This is a genomic window from Streptomyces sp. NPDC002698 (assembly GCF_042888945.1).
In the GTDB taxonomy this organism is placed as follows: Bacteria; Actinomycetota; Actinomycetes; order Streptomycetales; family Streptomycetaceae; genus Streptomyces.
On sequence record NZ_JBIAQM010000005.1, the window covers coordinates 143,083 to 160,192 of the forward strand.

Annotated in this window: 14 protein-coding genes; 4 read left to right on the forward strand and 10 right to left on the reverse strand. The window is 72.2% G+C overall.

Annotation, left to right across the window (positions count from 1 at the left end):
• Positions 1–464 precede the first annotated feature (464 nt).
• The 4 genes from ACFYW9_RS09725 to ACFYW9_RS09740 all read right to left on the reverse strand — a co-directional run bounded on the left by ACFYW9_RS09725 (position 465) and on the right by ACFYW9_RS09740 (position 4,770).
• Positions 465–926: an ATP-binding protein gene (locus tag ACFYW9_RS09725; RefSeq protein WP_351859961.1), complete on the reverse strand. Its 462-nt coding sequence runs from the start codon at positions 924–926 to the stop codon at positions 465–467.
• A 479-nt stretch (positions 927–1,405) separates the two neighbouring features.
• Positions 1,406–2,419, reverse strand: a complete 1,014-nt coding sequence (locus ACFYW9_RS09730) for an acyl-CoA dehydrogenase family protein (RefSeq protein WP_389147044.1) — start codon at positions 2,417–2,419, stop codon at positions 1,406–1,408.
• Between the two features lie 9 nt (positions 2,420–2,428).
• Positions 2,429–3,583: an acyl-CoA dehydrogenase gene (locus tag ACFYW9_RS09735; RefSeq protein ID WP_389147048.1), complete on the reverse strand. Its 1,155-nt coding sequence runs from the start codon at positions 3,581–3,583 to the stop codon at positions 2,429–2,431.
• The gene (locus tag ACFYW9_RS09740) at positions 3,583–4,770 is read right to left on the reverse strand and encodes an amidohydrolase family protein (RefSeq protein ID WP_389147051.1); all 1,188 of its coding nucleotides are present in this window, start codon (positions 4,768–4,770) and stop codon (positions 3,583–3,585) included. Before ACFYW9_RS09740 ends, ACFYW9_RS09735 begins: the two co-directional genes overlap by 1 nt.
• A 231-nt stretch (positions 4,771–5,001) precedes the next feature.
• Here ACFYW9_RS09740 and ACFYW9_RS09745 point away from each other — a divergent pair, with 231 nt between their 5' ends.
• Positions 5,002–6,534 carry a class I adenylate-forming enzyme family protein gene (locus ACFYW9_RS09745; RefSeq protein WP_389147054.1) on the forward strand — a complete coding sequence of 511 codons (1,533 nt, stop codon included), beginning with the start codon at positions 5,002–5,004 and terminating at the stop codon, positions 6,532–6,534.
• A 67-nt stretch (positions 6,535–6,601) separates the two neighbouring features.
• On the opposite strand, the gene ACFYW9_RS09750 is transcribed toward ACFYW9_RS09745, so the two are convergent.
• On the reverse strand, positions 6,602–7,114 hold the full coding sequence (locus ACFYW9_RS09750; RefSeq protein ID WP_389147057.1) for an EF-hand domain-containing protein: 513 nt from the start codon (positions 7,112–7,114) through the stop codon (positions 6,602–6,604).
• A 263-nt stretch (positions 7,115–7,377) separates the two neighbouring features.
• Positions 7,378–7,710 carry an STAS domain-containing protein gene (locus tag ACFYW9_RS09755; RefSeq protein WP_326790909.1) on the reverse strand — a complete coding sequence of 111 codons (333 nt, stop codon included), beginning with the start codon at positions 7,708–7,710 and terminating at the stop codon, positions 7,378–7,380.
• A 550-nt stretch (positions 7,711–8,260) separates the two neighbouring features.
• Here ACFYW9_RS09755 and ACFYW9_RS09760 point away from each other — a divergent pair.
• Positions 8,261–8,842, forward strand: a complete 582-nt coding sequence (locus ACFYW9_RS09760) for a sigma-70 family RNA polymerase sigma factor (protein ID WP_351859974.1) — start codon at positions 8,261–8,263, stop codon at positions 8,840–8,842.
• 107 nt (positions 8,843–8,949) lie between these two features.
• On the forward strand, positions 8,950–10,236 hold the full coding sequence (locus tag ACFYW9_RS09765; protein WP_389147600.1) for an MDMPI N domain containing protein: 1,287 nt from the start codon (positions 8,950–8,952) through the stop codon (positions 10,234–10,236).
• Between the two features lie 72 nt (positions 10,237–10,308).
• Here the strand turns inward: ACFYW9_RS09765 and purU are convergent, their stop codons facing one another.
• Entirely contained in the window at positions 10,309–11,193 is an 885-nt protein-coding gene (purU, locus tag ACFYW9_RS09770; protein WP_328451310.1) for a formyltetrahydrofolate deformylase, read from the reverse strand.
• A 102-nt stretch (positions 11,194–11,295) separates the two neighbouring features.
• A complete protein-coding gene (locus ACFYW9_RS09775) occupies positions 11,296–11,796 on the reverse strand; it encodes a hypothetical protein (protein ID WP_351859976.1) in 501 nt (166 codons plus the stop codon).
• A 117-nt stretch (positions 11,797–11,913) separates the two neighbouring features.
• Here ACFYW9_RS09775 and ACFYW9_RS09780 point away from each other — a divergent pair, with 117 nt between their 5' ends.
• Positions 11,914–13,215 carry an ABC transporter substrate-binding protein gene (locus ACFYW9_RS09780; RefSeq protein WP_389147062.1) on the forward strand — a complete coding sequence of 434 codons (1,302 nt, stop codon included), beginning with the start codon at positions 11,914–11,916 and terminating at the stop codon, positions 13,213–13,215.
• 81 nt (positions 13,216–13,296) lie between these two features.
• On the opposite strand, the gene ACFYW9_RS09785 is transcribed toward ACFYW9_RS09780, so the two are convergent.
• Both ACFYW9_RS09785 and ACFYW9_RS09790 read right to left on the reverse strand, forming a co-directional pair.
• Positions 13,297–14,940, reverse strand: coding sequence for a hypothetical protein (locus ACFYW9_RS09785; protein ID WP_389147065.1), 1,644 nt, complete (start codon positions 14,938–14,940; stop codon positions 13,297–13,299).
• A 525-nt stretch (positions 14,941–15,465) separates the two neighbouring features.
• Entirely contained in the window at positions 15,466–16,851 is a 1,386-nt protein-coding gene (locus tag ACFYW9_RS09790) for a transcriptional regulator (protein ID WP_328669704.1), read from the reverse strand.
• Between the last annotated feature and the right edge of the window lie 259 nt (positions 16,852–17,110).

Consider the following 17,110-nt stretch of genomic DNA (forward strand, 5'->3'; position numbering starts at 1 on the left):
CCGGAAGGTCCCCACCTCTCCCCGGGCACGGCATCGCGCGCCGCCATCCGCCTCCGACGTTCCCGCCCTGCCTCCCCCGACCATGGGGAAGCCGACGCCGAATCACGACCCACACTCGCCGAGGGCCCCCGTCACCGGAACCCTCGTCGTCCCCTCGCGGCGAATCGCTGAACACAAGCGTGATCAAACGGACACGCCACGTCAACACCCGATCGGGGATTTGCGGTACTCCACCCTATTTGAGACCACGCGTACAGAAGCACGACCCGGCGCATTCGGCCACAACCGCGACCGTGTACAGCGGTTTCGTGCATACATGCACAAAACGCGAGACATGCGCGAAGAGGAGGGATCGCCAGAACGCCCTCGGCCGCCCCGCACGGCACGGCAGCGCACCGCGTGCCACATCACGGCACGGCGCGGCACCCACGAGGAGCGGACCGGCCGGGCCGACCGGACAGGCCCTAGACCGCCTCGTACGCGAAGCCGCCGTAAGCCCCGTACGGGGACTCCTGCGCGGCGCCCGAGGCGCAGCGGTCCAGCTCGCACCAGATGCGCTTGCCGGCGCCCTCGGGATTCCAGCCCCAGCGGTCCGCGAGGCCGTCGACCAGTTCCAGGCCGCGGCCGTTGGTCTCGTCACCGTCCGCGTGCCGGGGCATCGGCGGCCGGGCGCTGGAGTCGGCCACTTCGAGGCGCACGGTGGCGTCCCCGGCACCGCCCGGCAGACACAGGCGCAGCACGGCCGGACACCCGGTGTGCACGACCGCGTTGGTGACGAGCTCGGAGACGAGCAGGATCAGCGTCTCGGCGAGTGGTTCATCGGCGTCTATCCCGGACCCCGCGAGCCTCGAACGAGCCCACCGCCGGGCTCGCCCCACCTCTGCGGGGTCGGGCCGGATCTCCAGCTGCACTTGAAGCACCTGCACCGCTCACACCATCCGAACCGGCGGACACATCGCCTCGCGCCTCACAAGGGCCACGATCGTAGCCATTTTCTGCATGGCCAGAACAAGGATCACGGAACGTGATTCCCTTGCGAGACAGCATGGTTGACGTACAGTCACCCCAACAAGCGCTTCGGGCATATTCCAGCGCGAAGGAGTACGCGTGCGGCATACTGTGCGACGCGCGCCATGGGGAGTCGAACAGGCAGGTACGGGGGTCCGTCCCGCCTTGCGAACGGCGCGCATCGCCGGGTCCGGCGCGGCCTCGGGGGCAACACCGGGATGGCTCAGCCTCAGAACCACTCGCATCCCACACAAGGTACCGGAGCCCGGCGCCGACTCCAGGCCGTGACAAGTCACGCCTAGGACACAACCCGGTCTCAACGCTCCGTGATCCCGTTCTGCCACGATCCGCGACATCCGCCCCCGTTCCTCCCGCGACGCCCCGGCGCGGCGGCCCTTCAGGCCGTCCCGGCCACCAGGTCGTCCGCCGACTCCTCCTCACTCCGCGTGGCTCCACCGGCGCGGTGGGTCCGCGTCCACGCTCTCTTCAGGTGCAGATGGACGTCGGACTCCCAGGTGAAGCCCATGCCGCCGTGCACCTGGAGGCAGTCGCGGGCACCGCGCACGGCGGCCTCGTCGGCGAGCAGGCGGGCCGCCGCGATGTCCACCGGGTCGGCGGTGACGGAGGCCGCGTAGACGGCCGCGCGGGCCACCTCGACCCGCGCGAGCATGCCCGCGCACAGATGCTGCACCGCCTGGAAGGCACCGATCGGCCGCCCGAACTGTTCGCGCGTCCGGGCGTGTTGCACGGCGCTCTCGCAGGTTCGGGCGGCACTGCCGAGCTGTTCGGCGGCGGTGAACAGCGACACGAGGAGCCCGTCAGGCGTCCGGGCCGCCCGGAACGCGCCCCCGCCGGGCGTCCGGCCGTCGGGCACGGGCAGCCGGTGCAGGGGGGTCAGCGGGTCCACCGGGACCAGCGGCTCGGCTCCGGTGACCTCGCCCCGGACGACGTCGGCCTCCTCCAGCCACTCCACGAGTGCTCCGTCGGCGGACGTCACGACCACCTCCCCGGCGGCGGCCCCGGCCACGACGCCAGCGGCGAGGTGCGTGGCGATCAGCGGGCCCGGCAGCAGGACCCGCCCCGCCTCCTCGAAGGCCAGCACCGCCTCCGGGAGGCCCTGCCCGACGCCGCCCTCGGCCTCGGGCAGGCGCAGCGCGAAGAACCCCGCCGCGCCCAGCTCGCGCCACAGCTCCCGGTCGAGCACCCGGGCGCCCTCCCGGCGCCTCCCGGGCGCCCCCTCTCGCCCGCCTGCCGCTGCCTTCCCGTCCGCCCTCTCCGGGGCGTCCGCCCCGCGCCTCCCGTCCGCCCGGTCCACGGCCGCGCGCAACGCCTCCCGTCCGAACCGGCCCTCGAACAGGTCGCGTACGCCCTGCTTCAAGGCCCGTTGGTCGTCGGTGAGCCGGAAGTCCATCTCTCGAACTCACCTCCCCTTGGGAAGGCCGAGGATCCGCTCGGCCACGATGTTCCGCTGGATCTGCGACGTGCCGGCCGCGATGGTGTACGACAGCGACGAAAGCCGGTCCAGGGTCCATTCCCGGCCCAGATCCAGGGCTTCGGGACCGAGAACCTCCGCGGCGGCGTCGTACAGCTCCTGGCGGGCGTGCGAGTACCTCAGCTTGAAGACCGAGCCGCCGGCACCGGGCACGCCCCCGGTGCTCTGCGCCTCGCTGACGTTCCACTGGGTGAGCCGCCACAGCGCGCGGAACTCGGCGTTCAGCCTGCCGAGACGGCGGCGCAGTACGGCGTCGTCCCAGCGGCCGTTCTTCCGCGCCTCGCGCGCGACCTCGGACAGGACGCGTCGGCAGGCGACCACCTCGCCCACGAAGGCGGTGCCCCGCTCGTAGGAGAGCGTCACCATGGTCACGCGCCAGCCGTCGTTCTCTGCGCCCACCCGGTTGGCGACCGGGACCCGCACCTCGTCGAGGAAGACCTCCGCGAACTCGGTGGAGCCCGCGAGCGTGCGCAGCGGCCGGACGGTGATCCCGGGCGCGTCCATGGGCATGGCGAGCCAGGTGATGCCCTGGTGCCTGCGGGCGTCGGGGTCCGTCCGCACCAGCAGCTCGCACCAGTCGGCGACCTCGGCGTGCGAGGTCCAGATCTTGGACCCGCTCACCACGTAGTCGTCGCCGTCGCGCCACGCGCGCGTGCGCAGCGCCGCGAGGTCCGAGCCGGCGTCCGGTTCGCTGAAGCCCTGGCACCAGACCTCCTCGCCGCGCAGCACGGGCGGCAGCCAGCGCGCCCGCTGCCCGGCGCTCCCCTCGGAGGCGATGGTCGGCCCCGCGTGCAGCAGCCCGACGAAGTTGGCCCCCACATAGGGGGCGCCCGCCTTCTCCGTCTCCTCCAGGTAGATGAGGTGCTGCGTCGGGGTGGCACCCCGGCCGCCGGCGTCGACGGGCCAGTGCAGCCCCGCGTACCCGGCGTCGTACAGCATCCGCTGCCAGCCCAGGTCGTACGCCCGTCGCGCGGGCCAGTCGCGCGGGGACGGTTTCGGCGGCAGCTCCGGCAGGACCCCGGCGAGCCACGTCCGCAGCCGCGCGCGGAACTCCTCCTCCTCGGGGGTGTACGCGAGGTCCACTACAGGTCCAGCTCCAGCATGCGGATGGCGTTGCCGCGCATCAGCTTGTGGACCGTCTCGTCGTCGAGGCCCTTCACGTGGTCGAGGGCGACCTCCTTGGTGTGCGGGAAGGTCGAGTCGACGTGCGGGTAGTCGGTCTCGAAGGTGGCGTTGTCGCGGCCCACCACGTCCAGGGACGCCACTCCGTGCTTGTCGCGGAAGAAGCAGCAAAAGATCTGGCGGTAGTAGTACGTGGACGGGGGCTCCGGGATCAGGTCCCTGACCCCGCCCCACGCGCGGTGCTCCGACCAGACGTCGTCCGCGCGTTCCAGGGCGTACGGGATCCAGCCCATCTGGCCTTCGGAGTAGGCCAGTTTGAGGCGCGGGAACTTCACCAGGACGCCGCTGAACAGGAAGTCCATCATGGAGGCCATCGCGTTGTTGAAGGACAGCGAGGCCTGGACGGCGGGGGGCGCGTCGGGGGACGCGGCCGGCATCTGGGAGGACGAGCCGATGTGCATGTTCACGACCGTCCCGGTCTCCTGGCAGACCGCGAAGAACGGGTCCCAGTAACCGGAGTGGATGGAGGGCAGTCCCAGATAGGTGGGGATCTCGGAGAAGGTGACGGCCTTCACGCCCCGGGCCGCGTTGCGGCGGATCTCGGCGACGGCGAGGTCGATGTCCCACAGGGGGATCAGGCACAGTGGGATCAGCCGGCCGCCGCTGTCGCCGCACCACTCCTCGACCATCCAGTCGTTGTACGCCCGCACACAGGCCAGGGCGACCTCCTTGTCGTGCGCCTCGGCGAAGGTCTGGCCGCAGAAGCGCGGGAAGGTGGGGAAGCAGAGGCTGGCCTCGACGTGGTTGAGGTCCATGTCCTTGAGCCGCTCGGCGGGGTCCCAGCAGCCGCGCCGCATCTCCGCGCGGGTGATGCCCTCCAGCGTCATCTCGTCGCGGTCGAAGCCGACGGCGGCGATGTTGCGCTTGTACGGGAACTTGAGGTCCTCGTAGATCCACCAGTCGGTCGGCGGGCCGTCCGGGTCCATGGTGATCTGGTACTTGCCCCCGACGTAGGCGAGTTCACCGATTCCGGCGGTCAGCGGCTTCGGCCCCCGGTCGCGGTACTTCCGCGGCAGCCAGGTCTCGAAGAGGTGCGCGGGCTCGATCACATGGTCGTCGACGCTGATGATGCGGGGCAGTTCGGTCATGGTCCCCTCCGCCTGGCGTATGTTTCTGATGACCCGTCAGATTCAACTCCACAAGCAGGCTAGCCCCGCGCCTATGGACCGACAAGGCGCCGGGCCCTACGCTCTGCGCACCATCTGACTGACCGTCAGCTCCAGCCGTCGGCTCTGACCATCGGCTCTGGCCATCGGCTCTGGCCGTCAGTTCCAGCCATCGGCTCTGTTCGCCGAAGTGACCGACCACAGGGGGTCGCAGTGAACGACATCGCACACGCCCTGAGTTCCGCGCGCACGCTGTGGGAACTGGTCGAGCGTCGCGCCGACCTCACCCCCGACCGGCCCGTCCTGCTCCAGGGCGACCGTTCCCTGAGCTTCGGCGAGCTGCGCGACCGCGCCGAGCGGGTGGCGGCGGGCCTCCACGACAAGGGCGTACGGCCGGGCACGGTGGTCGCCTGGCAGCTCCCCACCCGGATCGAGACCGCCCTGCTGTCCTTCGCGCTGGCCCGTATCGGCGCCGTGCAGTCGCCGGTCATCCCCTTCTACCGCGACCGCGAGGTGGGCTTCGCGCTGCGGGAGTCGAAGGCCGAGTACGTCGCCGTACCGGGCGAGTGGCGCGGCTTCGACCACACCGCGATGGCACACCGGCTGGACGCGAAGAACGTCTTCGAGGCGTACGACGAGCTGCCCGACGGCGATCCCGCCGTCCTGCCCGGCCCGCCCTCGGACGGCACCTCCGTCCGCTGGATCTACTGGACCTCGGGCACCACCTCCGACCCCAAGGGCGTGCTGCACACCGACCGTTCGCTGATCGCGGGCGGCTCCTGCCTCGCCCACGCGCTGCGGCTGTCCGGGAGCGACGTCGGCTCGATGGCCTTCCCGTACGCGCACATCGCCGGGCCCGACTACACGGTGATGCTGCTGCTGTACGGCTTCCCGGCCGTGATGTTCGAGCACTTCGCGCTGCCCGCCGCCTTGGAGGAGTACCGCAGGCACGGTGTGACGGTGGCGGGCGGGTCGACCGCGTTCTACTCGATGTTCCTCGCCGAACAGCGCAAGCGGCCCGGGGAGCCGGTCATTCCCACGCTGCGGCTGCTCGCCGGCGGCGGGGCCCCGAAGCCGCCCGAGGTCTACCACTCCGTCGTCCGGGAGATGGGCGTACAGCTCACCCACGGGTACGGGATGACCGAGGTCCCGATGATCACGATGGGCGCGCCGGACGACACGGCCGAGAACCTGGCCACCACGGAGGGCAGGCCCCCCGAGGGCATGGAGATACGGATCGTGGACGCGGCGGGCGCCGCCCGGCCGTGCGGTGTCGACGGTGACGTGCGGCTCAGGGGGGAGGCCGTCTGCCGGGGATATCTGGACCCGGAACAGACCGCGGAGGCGTTCGACGCGGACGGGTTCCTGATCACCGGGGACGTGGGGCATCTGACCGGGAGCGGTCACCTCGTCCTGACCGGCCGGGTGAAGGACATCATCATCCGCAAGGGCGAGAACATCTCCGCGAAGGAGATCGAGGACCTGCTGCACCGGCACCCGGCGGTCGGCGACGCCGCCGTGATCGGACTGCCCGACGCCGAGCGCGGGGAACGCGTGTGCGCGGTGGTGGAACAGCCGCCGGGCGCCCCGGGGCTGACGCTGGCCGCGGTGACGTCGTACCTGCGCGGGGAAGGGCTGTCCGTGCACAAGCTGCCGGAGCAGCTGGAGGTCGTGGACGCCCTTCCGCGCAACGAGACGCTGCGGAAGGTGCTCAAGTACCGGCTCAGGGAGCGTTTCTCGGGGTGAGGCCCCGCCCGGCTTCCGAGATGGGCCGCCGTCCGACGGCCCGCTCGGGCTACTCGGGCTACTCGGGCTACTCGGGGACGGTGAAGTAGCGGGCGAAGCCGCTCACGATCTCCGTCTCGCCGATCCGTCCGTCGGTGTCCGCGTCCAGGCCGGCGGCCACGGCGGCGGCGACGCCGTCGCCCACTCCCAGGGCCCTGAGGACGCGCGTGGTCTCCTCGACCGTGGCCGCGCCGTCCCCGTCGGTGTCCGCCACGGCGAGGGCCGCGTGCAGGAAGGGCCGGGCGATCTCGGCGAACCGTTCGGGGTTGTCGCGCAGCCGCTTCACGGCGCCGCTCACGAACTCCTCGCGCGTGATCCGCTGGTCGCCGTCCCGGTCCGCTATCCCCGCCATGCCCTGCCAGAACGCCTCGGCCCCGATGTAGAGGGCCTGGCCCTTGTCCGACCGGGCCGGCGTGCCGAACTCGGCGAGGACGGCCTTGGTCGCGGCGTTGAAGTCCTCCCGGTCGATGTAGCCGTTGCCGTCCTGGTCGAAGCCGGCGAACCGGGCGGCGATCCTGTGCTCGTACTCGGAACTGACCATGGTGTGTCGGACCGCCTCACTTCTCAGCCGGCCTCGGCCGGACTGCGGTTCATCTGGGACGGAGCGTACGACGCCCGAAGCGTCCGGGGCGCCGGAAGGCGACGGTTGTACCAAGACCGCAAGAATTCCGGGACAACAGCGTGCTGGTGTGCCGCGCGGTGATCAGGTGCCGTCGCTCCGGGCGAGGGGCGAGGGGCGAGGGCGAGGGGCCAAGGCGGGGAAGGGATGGGGAGAGGGAGGCGGGCGGGGCCGTGACCGGGCCGTCAGGCCGACAGCGGGCGGGACTCCTCGTCCGTGGCCGCGTCGACGTCGGGGTACACGTCGAAGAGCCGGCGCACGCCGAGGGCCCCGAGGACGCGGTTCACGTGGGAGCCGTCGACCGCGCCCTGCGCGGGCAGGATCAGCCGCAGACGCCCCCGGCAGGAGCGCATGAGACGGCGGGCGGCGATCAGGACGCCGACGCCGCTGGAGTCGCAGAACACGACCTCGGACAGGTCCAGGACGACACTGTGCCGGCCCGCCGCCACCACGTCGTGGACGTTCTGGCGCAGCGCCGGCGACGTCACGAGGTCGAGCTCGCCCGACACCCGCAGCACGGCCCACTCGCCCTCGTGGCGGCGCGGAACGTCCGAACCGCCCGTACTCCCTCTCCCCGTACCGTCCGCGCCGCTCTCGCCGTCGGTCACGTCGGGCACGTCGGTCACGTGCGTCACCTTGAGCGTCACCGCCACGCCTCTCGCTCGCCTCGCCCAGCAGAAACGGAAGCACTCCGTACGCTTCCTTCCAGCGCGGCTGCCCCGCCGTAGTTCCATGAAACACGGATCCCGCCAGGAAGAAACGCCTGTCTACGGTCGAAAATGCTTCGCGATGGTTCTCTTTCGGTCGCATATGGCCAGTTGCGATCAGGTACGCAGGCGGAACGGGCGCGCTTCTACCATCCACGGCCCGCCGAGGGGCGCACATTGACGCAAAGGGGCGTGCGCTGTCGGACGTGCCGACTACATTCAAGACAGCGGGTGCGCACAGGCTGGACGGCGGCAACCGCACGACAGCAACCGCAGGGCAGGACAGCGACAGGGGACACGGCCGGCGCACCGGCCGGACGCAGGGACGGGCGCCGGGCACGACCAGGGGTGAGGGGGCCGTATGGCGACGCAGGACGCACCGCCCCGCTGGGACCGCAGGATGCAACAGCGGCTCTCGCGCGGGGAGGCCGCCGCGCTCGGCGAGCTCTACGACCGGTTCGCCTCGCTCGTGCACGGTCTCGCCCATCGCGTGCTCGGGGACGAGCGGGCCGCCGACGGGATCACCCGCGAGGTCTTCACCCATGTCTGGGAGAACCCCGACGCCTACGACCCCAAACAGGGCCCGCTGCGTTCCTGGGTCGCCACCCTGACCCACCGGCTGGCCGTGCAGCGCCTGCGCGCCACCGAGACCGCCGCGCTCGCCCGGAGCGGCGACGGCACCGCCGAGGAGCTGGAGCGCAAGGTGCGCAGCGCGTCCGTCGCCGCCCGCGCGGACTACATCGTCACGTCCATGCCCACCCCGCTGCGGACCGCTCTGGAACTGGCGTATTTCCAGCGCCGCGACTACCGCCAGGCGGCCGCCGATCTCGGCGTCACCGAGGACGAGGCCCGCCGCCGGCTGCGCCTCGGCCTCCAGTTGCTGTCCACCGCCCACGACGCCGGGCCCGCCGCCGCACCGCCGGAACCCGGGGGTGCGGTGTGAGCGGGGAACCTGGCCGGTTCTCATCGTTCGACGACGAGGAGGGGCGCGCGGACGGGCACGAGGACGTGCACGGGAACACGGACGAGAACGAGGACGGACACAGCGGTATGCGCGAGGACGGGCACGAGGACGCCGACGGCGCCGGACGGCGGCCGGGCGGGCCGCCGCGCATCCCGCCGCCACGCGCCTCCGTGGAGGACACCGGGCTGCCGCTGCCCGGACCGGCCGCCGCCCCCGGCCCTGCGTCGCTGGTCCTCGAACACCGGGTCCTGAAGTCGCTGCTGGGCGCGTGGGCGCTGGCCGCCTGCTCGGCGGACGAGACGAGCGCCGTCGAGGACCACCTCGGGGACTGCGGCTCGTGCGCGGACGAGGCGCTGCGGCTGCGCGAGGCGGTCGGGCTGCTGCACCCGCCGGAGAGCCTCGACCTGGACCCGACGCTGCGCACCCGTGTCCTGACGAGCTGCCTGGACCGGCGCCCGCCGCGCATCCCGGTACCCGAGTGGGCCGCTCCGTACGACGCGGAGACCGCCCGTCTCGACGCCCTGCTCCAGGACATCGGCGGCTCCGAGTGGCACGCGCCCGTGCGGCTGCGCTGGTTCGAGGGCGACGGGCCCGTGAGCCGGCGCACGACCGTCGCCGGGGTCATCGCCCATCTGCTGAGCGTCGACGGGCTGGTCGCCGTCGCGCTGGGTCTGGACGACCCGCTCGGCGGGTCCGACGCGAAGCGGCCGTCACCGCAGGAGCGCACCGAGGCGTACTGGCGCTCCTCGCGCGTCCCGCCCACCCGGTCCGTGCGCGGACCCTGGCGGGAGCAGAGCCACAGCATCGTGCGGACCGTGTCGTTCGTGGAGGAGGGCGCCCCGGCCGCGGGCGGGGTCGCCGGCGGGGAGGCCTCCGGGCGGCTCACCGTGCCGTACGGCGGTTTCGAGCTGCCGCTCAGCGACTCGATGCTGGACCGGGCCTTCGAGTGCTGGGTGCACGCGGGGGACATCGCCGACGCGGTGGACTACCCGTACGAACCGCCCGCTCCCCGGCATCTGCACCGGATGATCGACCTGGCCGCGCGGATGCTGCCCGTCTCGCTCGCCGAGCGGCGCCGGGCCGGGCTGTCGGCCCGGTCGGTCCGGCATCTCGTCGCGGCGGGTGCTCCGGGGCGCAGTCTGCGCCTGGAGATCGAGGGCTCCGGGGGCGGCGAGTGGCTCATCCCGCTCGACTCGCCCGGTGCCGTCGGCTCCGCCGATCACGAGGTGGCCCATGTCGCGCTGGACGGGGTGGAGTTCTGCCGCCTGGCCGCGGGGCACGTGTCGCCGGAGGAGGCGGCCGCCGGACAGGACGGCGACCGCGACGTCATCAGGGACGTACTGTCCGCGGCGGCGTCACTGAGCCGCATGTGACCCGACCGCCGGGCGGTCGGGCCGTCAGGCGGTCAGGCGGTCAGGCGGTCAGGCGGTCAGGCGGTCAGGCGGTCAGGCGAAAACGACCGTCCGGCGCCCGTTGAGCAGGATGCGGCGCTCCGCGTGCCACTTCACGGCGCGGGCGAGCGCCTGGCACTCCACGTCACGGCCGATGGCGACCAGCTGGTCGGGGGTGACGTCGTGGCCGACCCGCTCGACCTCCTGCTCGATGATCGGACCCTCGTCGAGGTCGGCGGTGACGTAGTGCGCCGTCGCGCCGATGAGCTTGACCCCGCGGGCGTGCGCCTGGTGGTACGGCTTGGCGCCCTTGAAGCTCGGCAGGAACGAGTGATGGATGTTGATGATGCGGCCGCTGAGCTGCTTGCACAGGTCGTCCGAGAGGACCTGCATGTAGCGGGCGAGGACGACCAGCTCGACGCCCTTCTCGCGCACCAGCTCCAGCAGCTGCGCCTCGGCCTCGGCCTTCGTGTCCTTCGTCACCGCGATGTGGTGGAAGGGAACGTCGTACGACCCCACCAGCTCCGCGAAGTCGGTGTGGTTGGAGACCACCGCGGCGATGTCGACGGGCAGCGCGCCGATCCGCGCGCGGAAGAGCAGGTCGTTCAGGCAGTGACCGAACTTGCTGACCATGAGGACGACCCGCATCCGGTCCTCGGCCCGGTGGATCTGCCACTCCATGTGGAAGGCGTCGCCGATCGCTGTGAAACTCGCACGCAGTTTCTCCACAGTCACCGGGGATTCGGCGGAGAAGTGGACGCGCATGAAGAACAGACCCGTGTCGTGGTCGCCGAACTGCTGGCTGTCCTCGATGTTGCAGCCGGTCATGAACAAGTAGCTCGACACGGCGTGCACGATGCCCTGCTTGTCGGGGCAGGACAGCGTCAGGACGTACTGCTCGGCGGCGGGCACGGTCTCGCGGACGGACGGCTCATTCATGCCGAACAGCGTTTCACACCGAGCGCCCGCACAGGAGTGCCGTTCCGCCACCCGGACTTCGCCCAGGGCACGGCACGGCCGCCGGGCCACCGGCCCGAGGGCTCAGGCGGACCGCGTCAGGATCCGCAGGACCTCGAGGGTGCGTGGAGGCGCGTCCGGGTCCTCTCCGTCGCTCGACGCCAGGCGTACGTGCGCGGCACGCGCGGCCTGGAGGGCGTCCGGCCAGGCCTGGTGGTCGAGATAGGCGGAGACCGGCGCGTCGGGCCCGACCTGGTGCATGATCCGCAGGACCCGCAGGACGGCACTGTCCACGAGGGCCGCCTCCTGGGAGTCCCGGAAGATCGTGCCGACGTATTTCTCGGCCGACCAGTTGTCCAGCCAGGTGTCCTCGACCAGGCGGTACACGGCGTCGGTGACGTCGCCGTATCCGTCGACGCCGGCGAGCCAGACGTCTCTCTGGAAGGCGGGGTCGGAAAGCATGTGCAGCGCGGAGCGCACATTGCTGCGCCAGCGCCACCACGGCATGTCGTTCAGTGGCATGCCGCCCATGGTGGATGAGCGACGGCCACGGCGGGAAGAGTTCTCCGAGTCTTGCACGGTCACCGATCGTACGTTCCCTGTGAAAAACAGTTCATCGACCCCTGTAATTCACCTCTGCGTCACCTGGCGTCGACCGCGGGTCACACAACGGTTCTCGGTGTGGGGGAATCGTGCATGTGCATGACCGGTAGGCGACGTACTCGCACCACCTCCCCCACCCCGCCCCGGCCCCGCAAGGCCAAGCTGCTGTACGCGAGCGCGCTGGTCGCGTGCGCGTCGGTCGCCGTCGGATGCGGGGTCATCCCTGGTGCCACGGGGGGCTCCGGGGATGGCCCCGTCAAGGTGATGACCTGGGCCCCCGAGAAGACCAACGCGACGAACAAGCCCGGAATGCCGGCGCTGGCGAAGGCCTACGCCCGCTGGGTCAACGCCCACGGCGGCATCAACGGGCGCCGTCTGGAGGTCCTCACCTGCAACGACCACAACGACTCGGTCGCCGCCGCGCACTGCGCCGAGCGGGCCGCCGAGGAGGAGGTCGTCGCGGTCGTGGGCTCCTACAGCCAGCACAGCCGCGCGTTCCTCGCCCCGCTGGAGAGCGCGGGCATCCCCTACATCGGCGGCTTCGGCGTCACCGACGACGAGTTCACCAGCCCCATCTCCTACCCCGTCAACGGCGGACAGGGCGTCCTCCTGGCGGGCCTGGGCGAGCAGCTCGGCAAGAGCTGCGGCCCCGTATCCCTCATACGCCCCGACACCATCGCCGGTGACGAGCTGCCGGTGCTGCTCGACGCCGGCCTGAAGGCGCTGGACCACCCGCGGGCCGCGGACCAGCGGGCGGCCGAGGACGCCACCGAGTACTCCCGGCCGACCCAGCTCGCGCTCGAGCACGCGACCTCCGACCCGAACCGGCAGGGCTGCGTGGTCCCCGCGCTCGGTGACCGCACGAACACCTTCATGGACTCCTTCCGGCGCGACGCCGAGAACTACCGGAAGGTGCACACCGGTACGGTCATCGGCAACATCGACCAGTCGCTGATCGACGCCACCGGCGGCAAGTCGGGCCCCTACGAGGGGTCGTACGTCACCGGCTGGTACCCCACCGCCGACGACTCGCGCTGGAACCCGATGCGCGCGGTGATCAAGGAGCAGGCCTTCGGCGACAACCGGATCGATCCCGGCGACGCCGGGGTGCAGACCACCTGGATCGCCTACACCGTGCTGAAGAAGGCCATCGAGGCCCTCGGCGCGGGCGAGGTCTCGCCGCTCACCCTGCGGCGCGAACTCGACAACGGCCTCAAGGTGAACACGGGCGGGGTCACGCCGACCCTCAGCTGGCGCTTCGACGCGGAGACCGCGGCCGCCGACTTCCCGCGCCTGGTCAACGCCGACGTCACCTTCCAGATCATTCGCGGCGGTCAGCTCACCTCGCAGCGAAGCGGGTTCGTCGACATGGCGAAGACCCTGGCCACGGCGGAGCAGTAGCCGGCCGGAAGCGGGACCCCGCGCACGACGAAAGCCCGGTCTCCTCGCCGTTCGGCGAGGAGACCGGGCTTTCGTGCGGGGTCAGAGCTGGGAGCGGGCCCGCTGCGTCAGGCCGTACTTGGACGCGATGGAGTTCCAGAGCCGCGCGGCCTTCTCCTTCTGGGCGGAGGCCGTACCGCTGGCCCGGTCGCCCGCCTGGGTCTCCCCGGTGGTGCGGGCCTGGCCCTTGCGGCAGCCCTTCTTGCCGTTGTTGACCTGGTCGGCCCAGGCCGCGTAGTGGTTGTCGGCCGAGGCGGAGGCCTTCCACCCGCTGTTGAGGGCGGCGGTCAGCTCGTCGTGGTTCGGCAGCTTGTCGACCGCGAGGCCGGAGAGCCGGGTGACCAGTTCCCCGCGCTGCTTGGCCGCGTTCCGCAGATCGACGGCAGCCTGGCCGAGGTTGTCGCACGCCTTCACGTTCGCCACGGCGTTGATCACCGAGCCACGGCTGCTGGCGCTGTCCGCGAGGAGCTTGTCCAGTTCGACGGCCTGCGCCTTCACCGCGTCACCGGCGGGCGCCGACGAACCCGCCGTCGCGGGCGCGGTCGCGGCCACCGTCTTGCCGGTGTCGTCCTTGCCGTCGTCGCTGCCGCCGCCTCCGCTGAGCAGGGCGCCGGCGCCGACACCGAGCACGATGATGCCGATGCCGACGGCCGCGATCACCGGGACGCGCGAGCCGCTGCGGCCACCGCCGCCGCCTCCGTCACCGGCGGCGGGGCCGCCACGCCGTCCGCCCGCCCGGCCGCCGGGGGCACCCGGCGCCGGCTGGGCTCCGTACATGTCACCCGCGCCGTACGGGGCCTGTGGGGCGCCCGCGTCGATACGGGGCAGCATCTGCGTCGACCCGGCCACCTCCGGCTCGCTGCGGAAGAGATTGTCGAACTCCGCCGGGGGCTGCCGGTCCTCGGGCGCGCCGGAGGGCGTCCCGAAGGACCCTGACGGCTGCGCGGGCACGGGCGCGATGTATTGCGTGGCGTCGGCGTCCGAACCGGCGCCGCCCTGCGCCGACTGCCCCAGGTACTGCGGCGCGCCGGTGTGGATCTCCGGCGGCAGGGCGCCCGGCCCCACCGGCGGGATGAACTGGGTGGCGCCCTCGTCCGGCGCGGCGGCGACCGGCGGGATGAACTGCGTCGCCCCCTCGTCACCACCCGGGGCTGCCGGTATGTACGGAATGTACTGAGTGGCGCCGTCCTCGCCGCCGGCCGGGAGCTGGGCCCCGGGGCCGGTGTGCCCGCCCTGCTGCTCCTGGGCCCCGTAGGAGCCGTAGCCGTCGTAACCGGCGGCGCCCGAGCCGTGCGCCCCCGGCGCATAGCCGCTCTGGGCGCCGTAGCCCGAGGACGGCGCGCTCTCGGGCGGCATCGGCGCGGAGCCGGATCCCGGCGCGCCGAAGCCCTGCGCCTGCTGTGCGCCGTGCGGGTCCGCCGCCGGCCAGCCCTGGGAATCGGAGGGCGCGGAGGCACCCCACGACGGAGCGGCGTTCGCGGGCGCGCCCCAGCCGTCGGCGGACTGCGGAGCCGGGGCGGCCGACCGGTCGGGTCCCCACTGCCCACCCCAGGCCGGGCCACTGGCCGGGGTCACGCGGTCGCCCGTCGTGCCCGGCAGCATCGGCTCGCTACCGTCGGAGGGCAGCACGATGCCTTCGCGCGCGGGCCGCGCCGAGGGCTCCTCGCCCTGTCCACTCTGCGTCACCGGGACTCCTACGAATGGGGGACCTTCGGAATCATCGGCTCACGCTACCGGGTCCCCACAACCCGGTGCTACGCAGCACCTGCGGCGACCGCGGCACCTTGTGACACGGGTAACGAAACCGCCCTCGAATGCGCTGTATCTCACTCCTCTCCCTCACGGCTCCCTCGTTTTCCCGGCGTTCACTCCCGTACGGGCCATATGTTCATGAGCGCGGGGCCGAAGGACGCGGAAGCGAAATGATCACACCCCGTACCGGTGGCCCCGCCGGACATCCCCCGGGCTCCCGTGCCCGGGTCCTGAGCCGGATCGCGCACACCCCCGCGCGCGGACCGCGGTCCGGCCGGGGGCGCACGCCGCGTGCGCCCCCGGCCGGCGCACACCGCGCGGCCGCACCGGACGCCACACCCTCGACTCAGGCCCCCGAAGCCCCTCTCGTCCCCGAAGTCCTCGAAGCCCCCCAGGACCCGCAGATCCCCCAGGCCCCTGGGTCCCCAGCCTTCAGGTCCCCAGGTCCCCGACGTACGGTCACGCCGCCGCCTGCAACTCCATGCGCGCCCCGAACTCCCGCACCACGGCCTCGTCCTGGAACGGCTCCAGGCGCTGCTGAAGGTCCTCCAGGTACTCGGCACCGCGGTTGGAGCGGAGCGTGCCGAGGAGTTCGACGGCGCGCAGACCGGTGTGGCAGGCCTGCTCCACCTCGCGCTGCTGGACCTGTGCCGTGGCCAGCAGGACATAGCCGATGGCCCGGCGGCGGGCACGCGACTCGGGATGGCCGGCCAGGGACTCCTCGGCGCACCGCGCGGCGGCCTCGGCCTGGCCGAGGTCCCGGTGGCAGTGGGCCAACTCGTCGGCCAGATAGGCCTCGTCGAAGTGCGCGATCCACGTCGGGTCGTCCCCGGACGCCGCGTCCGCGTTCTCCAGGGCCGTGACGGCCCGCCCGGACGCCACCTGCGCGGCGCGCGCGTCGCCCATCAGCGCGTGCCCCCGCGCCTCGGCGGCGAGGAACATCGACTCCGCCCGCGGTGTCACCCGCCCGCGCGCACCCTCCTGGGCCGCGCGCGCCAACTGCGCGATCTCGCGCGGGTTGCCGAGCTGGGCCGCCAGGTGGCTCATGGACGCGGCGAGGACGTAGCCGCCGTAACCGCGGTCACCGGCCGCCTGCGCGAGCCGCAGCGCCTGGATGTAGTAGCGCTGGGCGAGCCCGGGCTGGCCGGTGTCGATGGCCATGTAACCGGCGAGTTCCGTCAACCGGGACACGGCCGCGAACAGTTCGCGTCCGACCGCCTCACGGTAGGAGCCGGCGAGCAGCCCGGAGACCACGCTGTTCAGGTAGTGCACCACGACCGGGCGCACATGCCCGCTGCCGTACTGGTGGTCCAGGTCGACGAGTGCCTGGGTCATCGCGCGGACCGCCGCCACGTCCGAGAGCCCGACGCGCGGACCCGCGGACCGGGCCACCTGCGAGTCCGGCGACGAGATCAGCCAGTCACGGCTGGGCTCGACGAGCGCGGAGGCGGCGACGGACGAGCCGGACAGGAAGTCCCGGCGGCCCACGTCGCTGCGCCACAGCTCGCAGACCTGCTCGATGGCGCCCAGTATCGTCGGCGAGAACTGGAGGCCGACACCGGAAGCCAGGTTCTTGCCGTTGGCCATGCCGATCTCGTCGATCGTGACCGTCCTGCCGAGCTTGCGGCCGAGCGCCTCGGCGATGATCGCCGGAGCCCTTCCCCGGGGCTGCTGACCTCGCAGCCAGCGCGCGACGGACGTCTTGTCGTAGCGCAGATCGAGTCCGTGCTCCGCTCCGCACATGTTGACCCGGCGGGCCAGCCCGGCGTTCGAGCAGCCCGCTTCCTGGATGAGCGCCTGGAGCCGTTCGTTCGGCTGCCTGGCGATGAGAGGCCTTGCGGCCATGGCGTACCCCCTGTGGCTGCGGTGCCTGCCCACGCACCGAGTTGATGTGTCCTCACCGGCCGGTCGCACCGAAGGAAGCCGGCCAGGAAGATCAATGCCCCGCAGACATGCCGAAGATGCGAGACATGTGAGGATTGCCGGGGTAAGGAAGGTCGCCCGGCCACACCCCTGATTACCCGCTACCGGCTGCCGCTGCCCCCGCGCGCCCCCACACGTGCACCCATGCGCCCCAGGCGGGGAAACGATGCTCCTCCCCCGC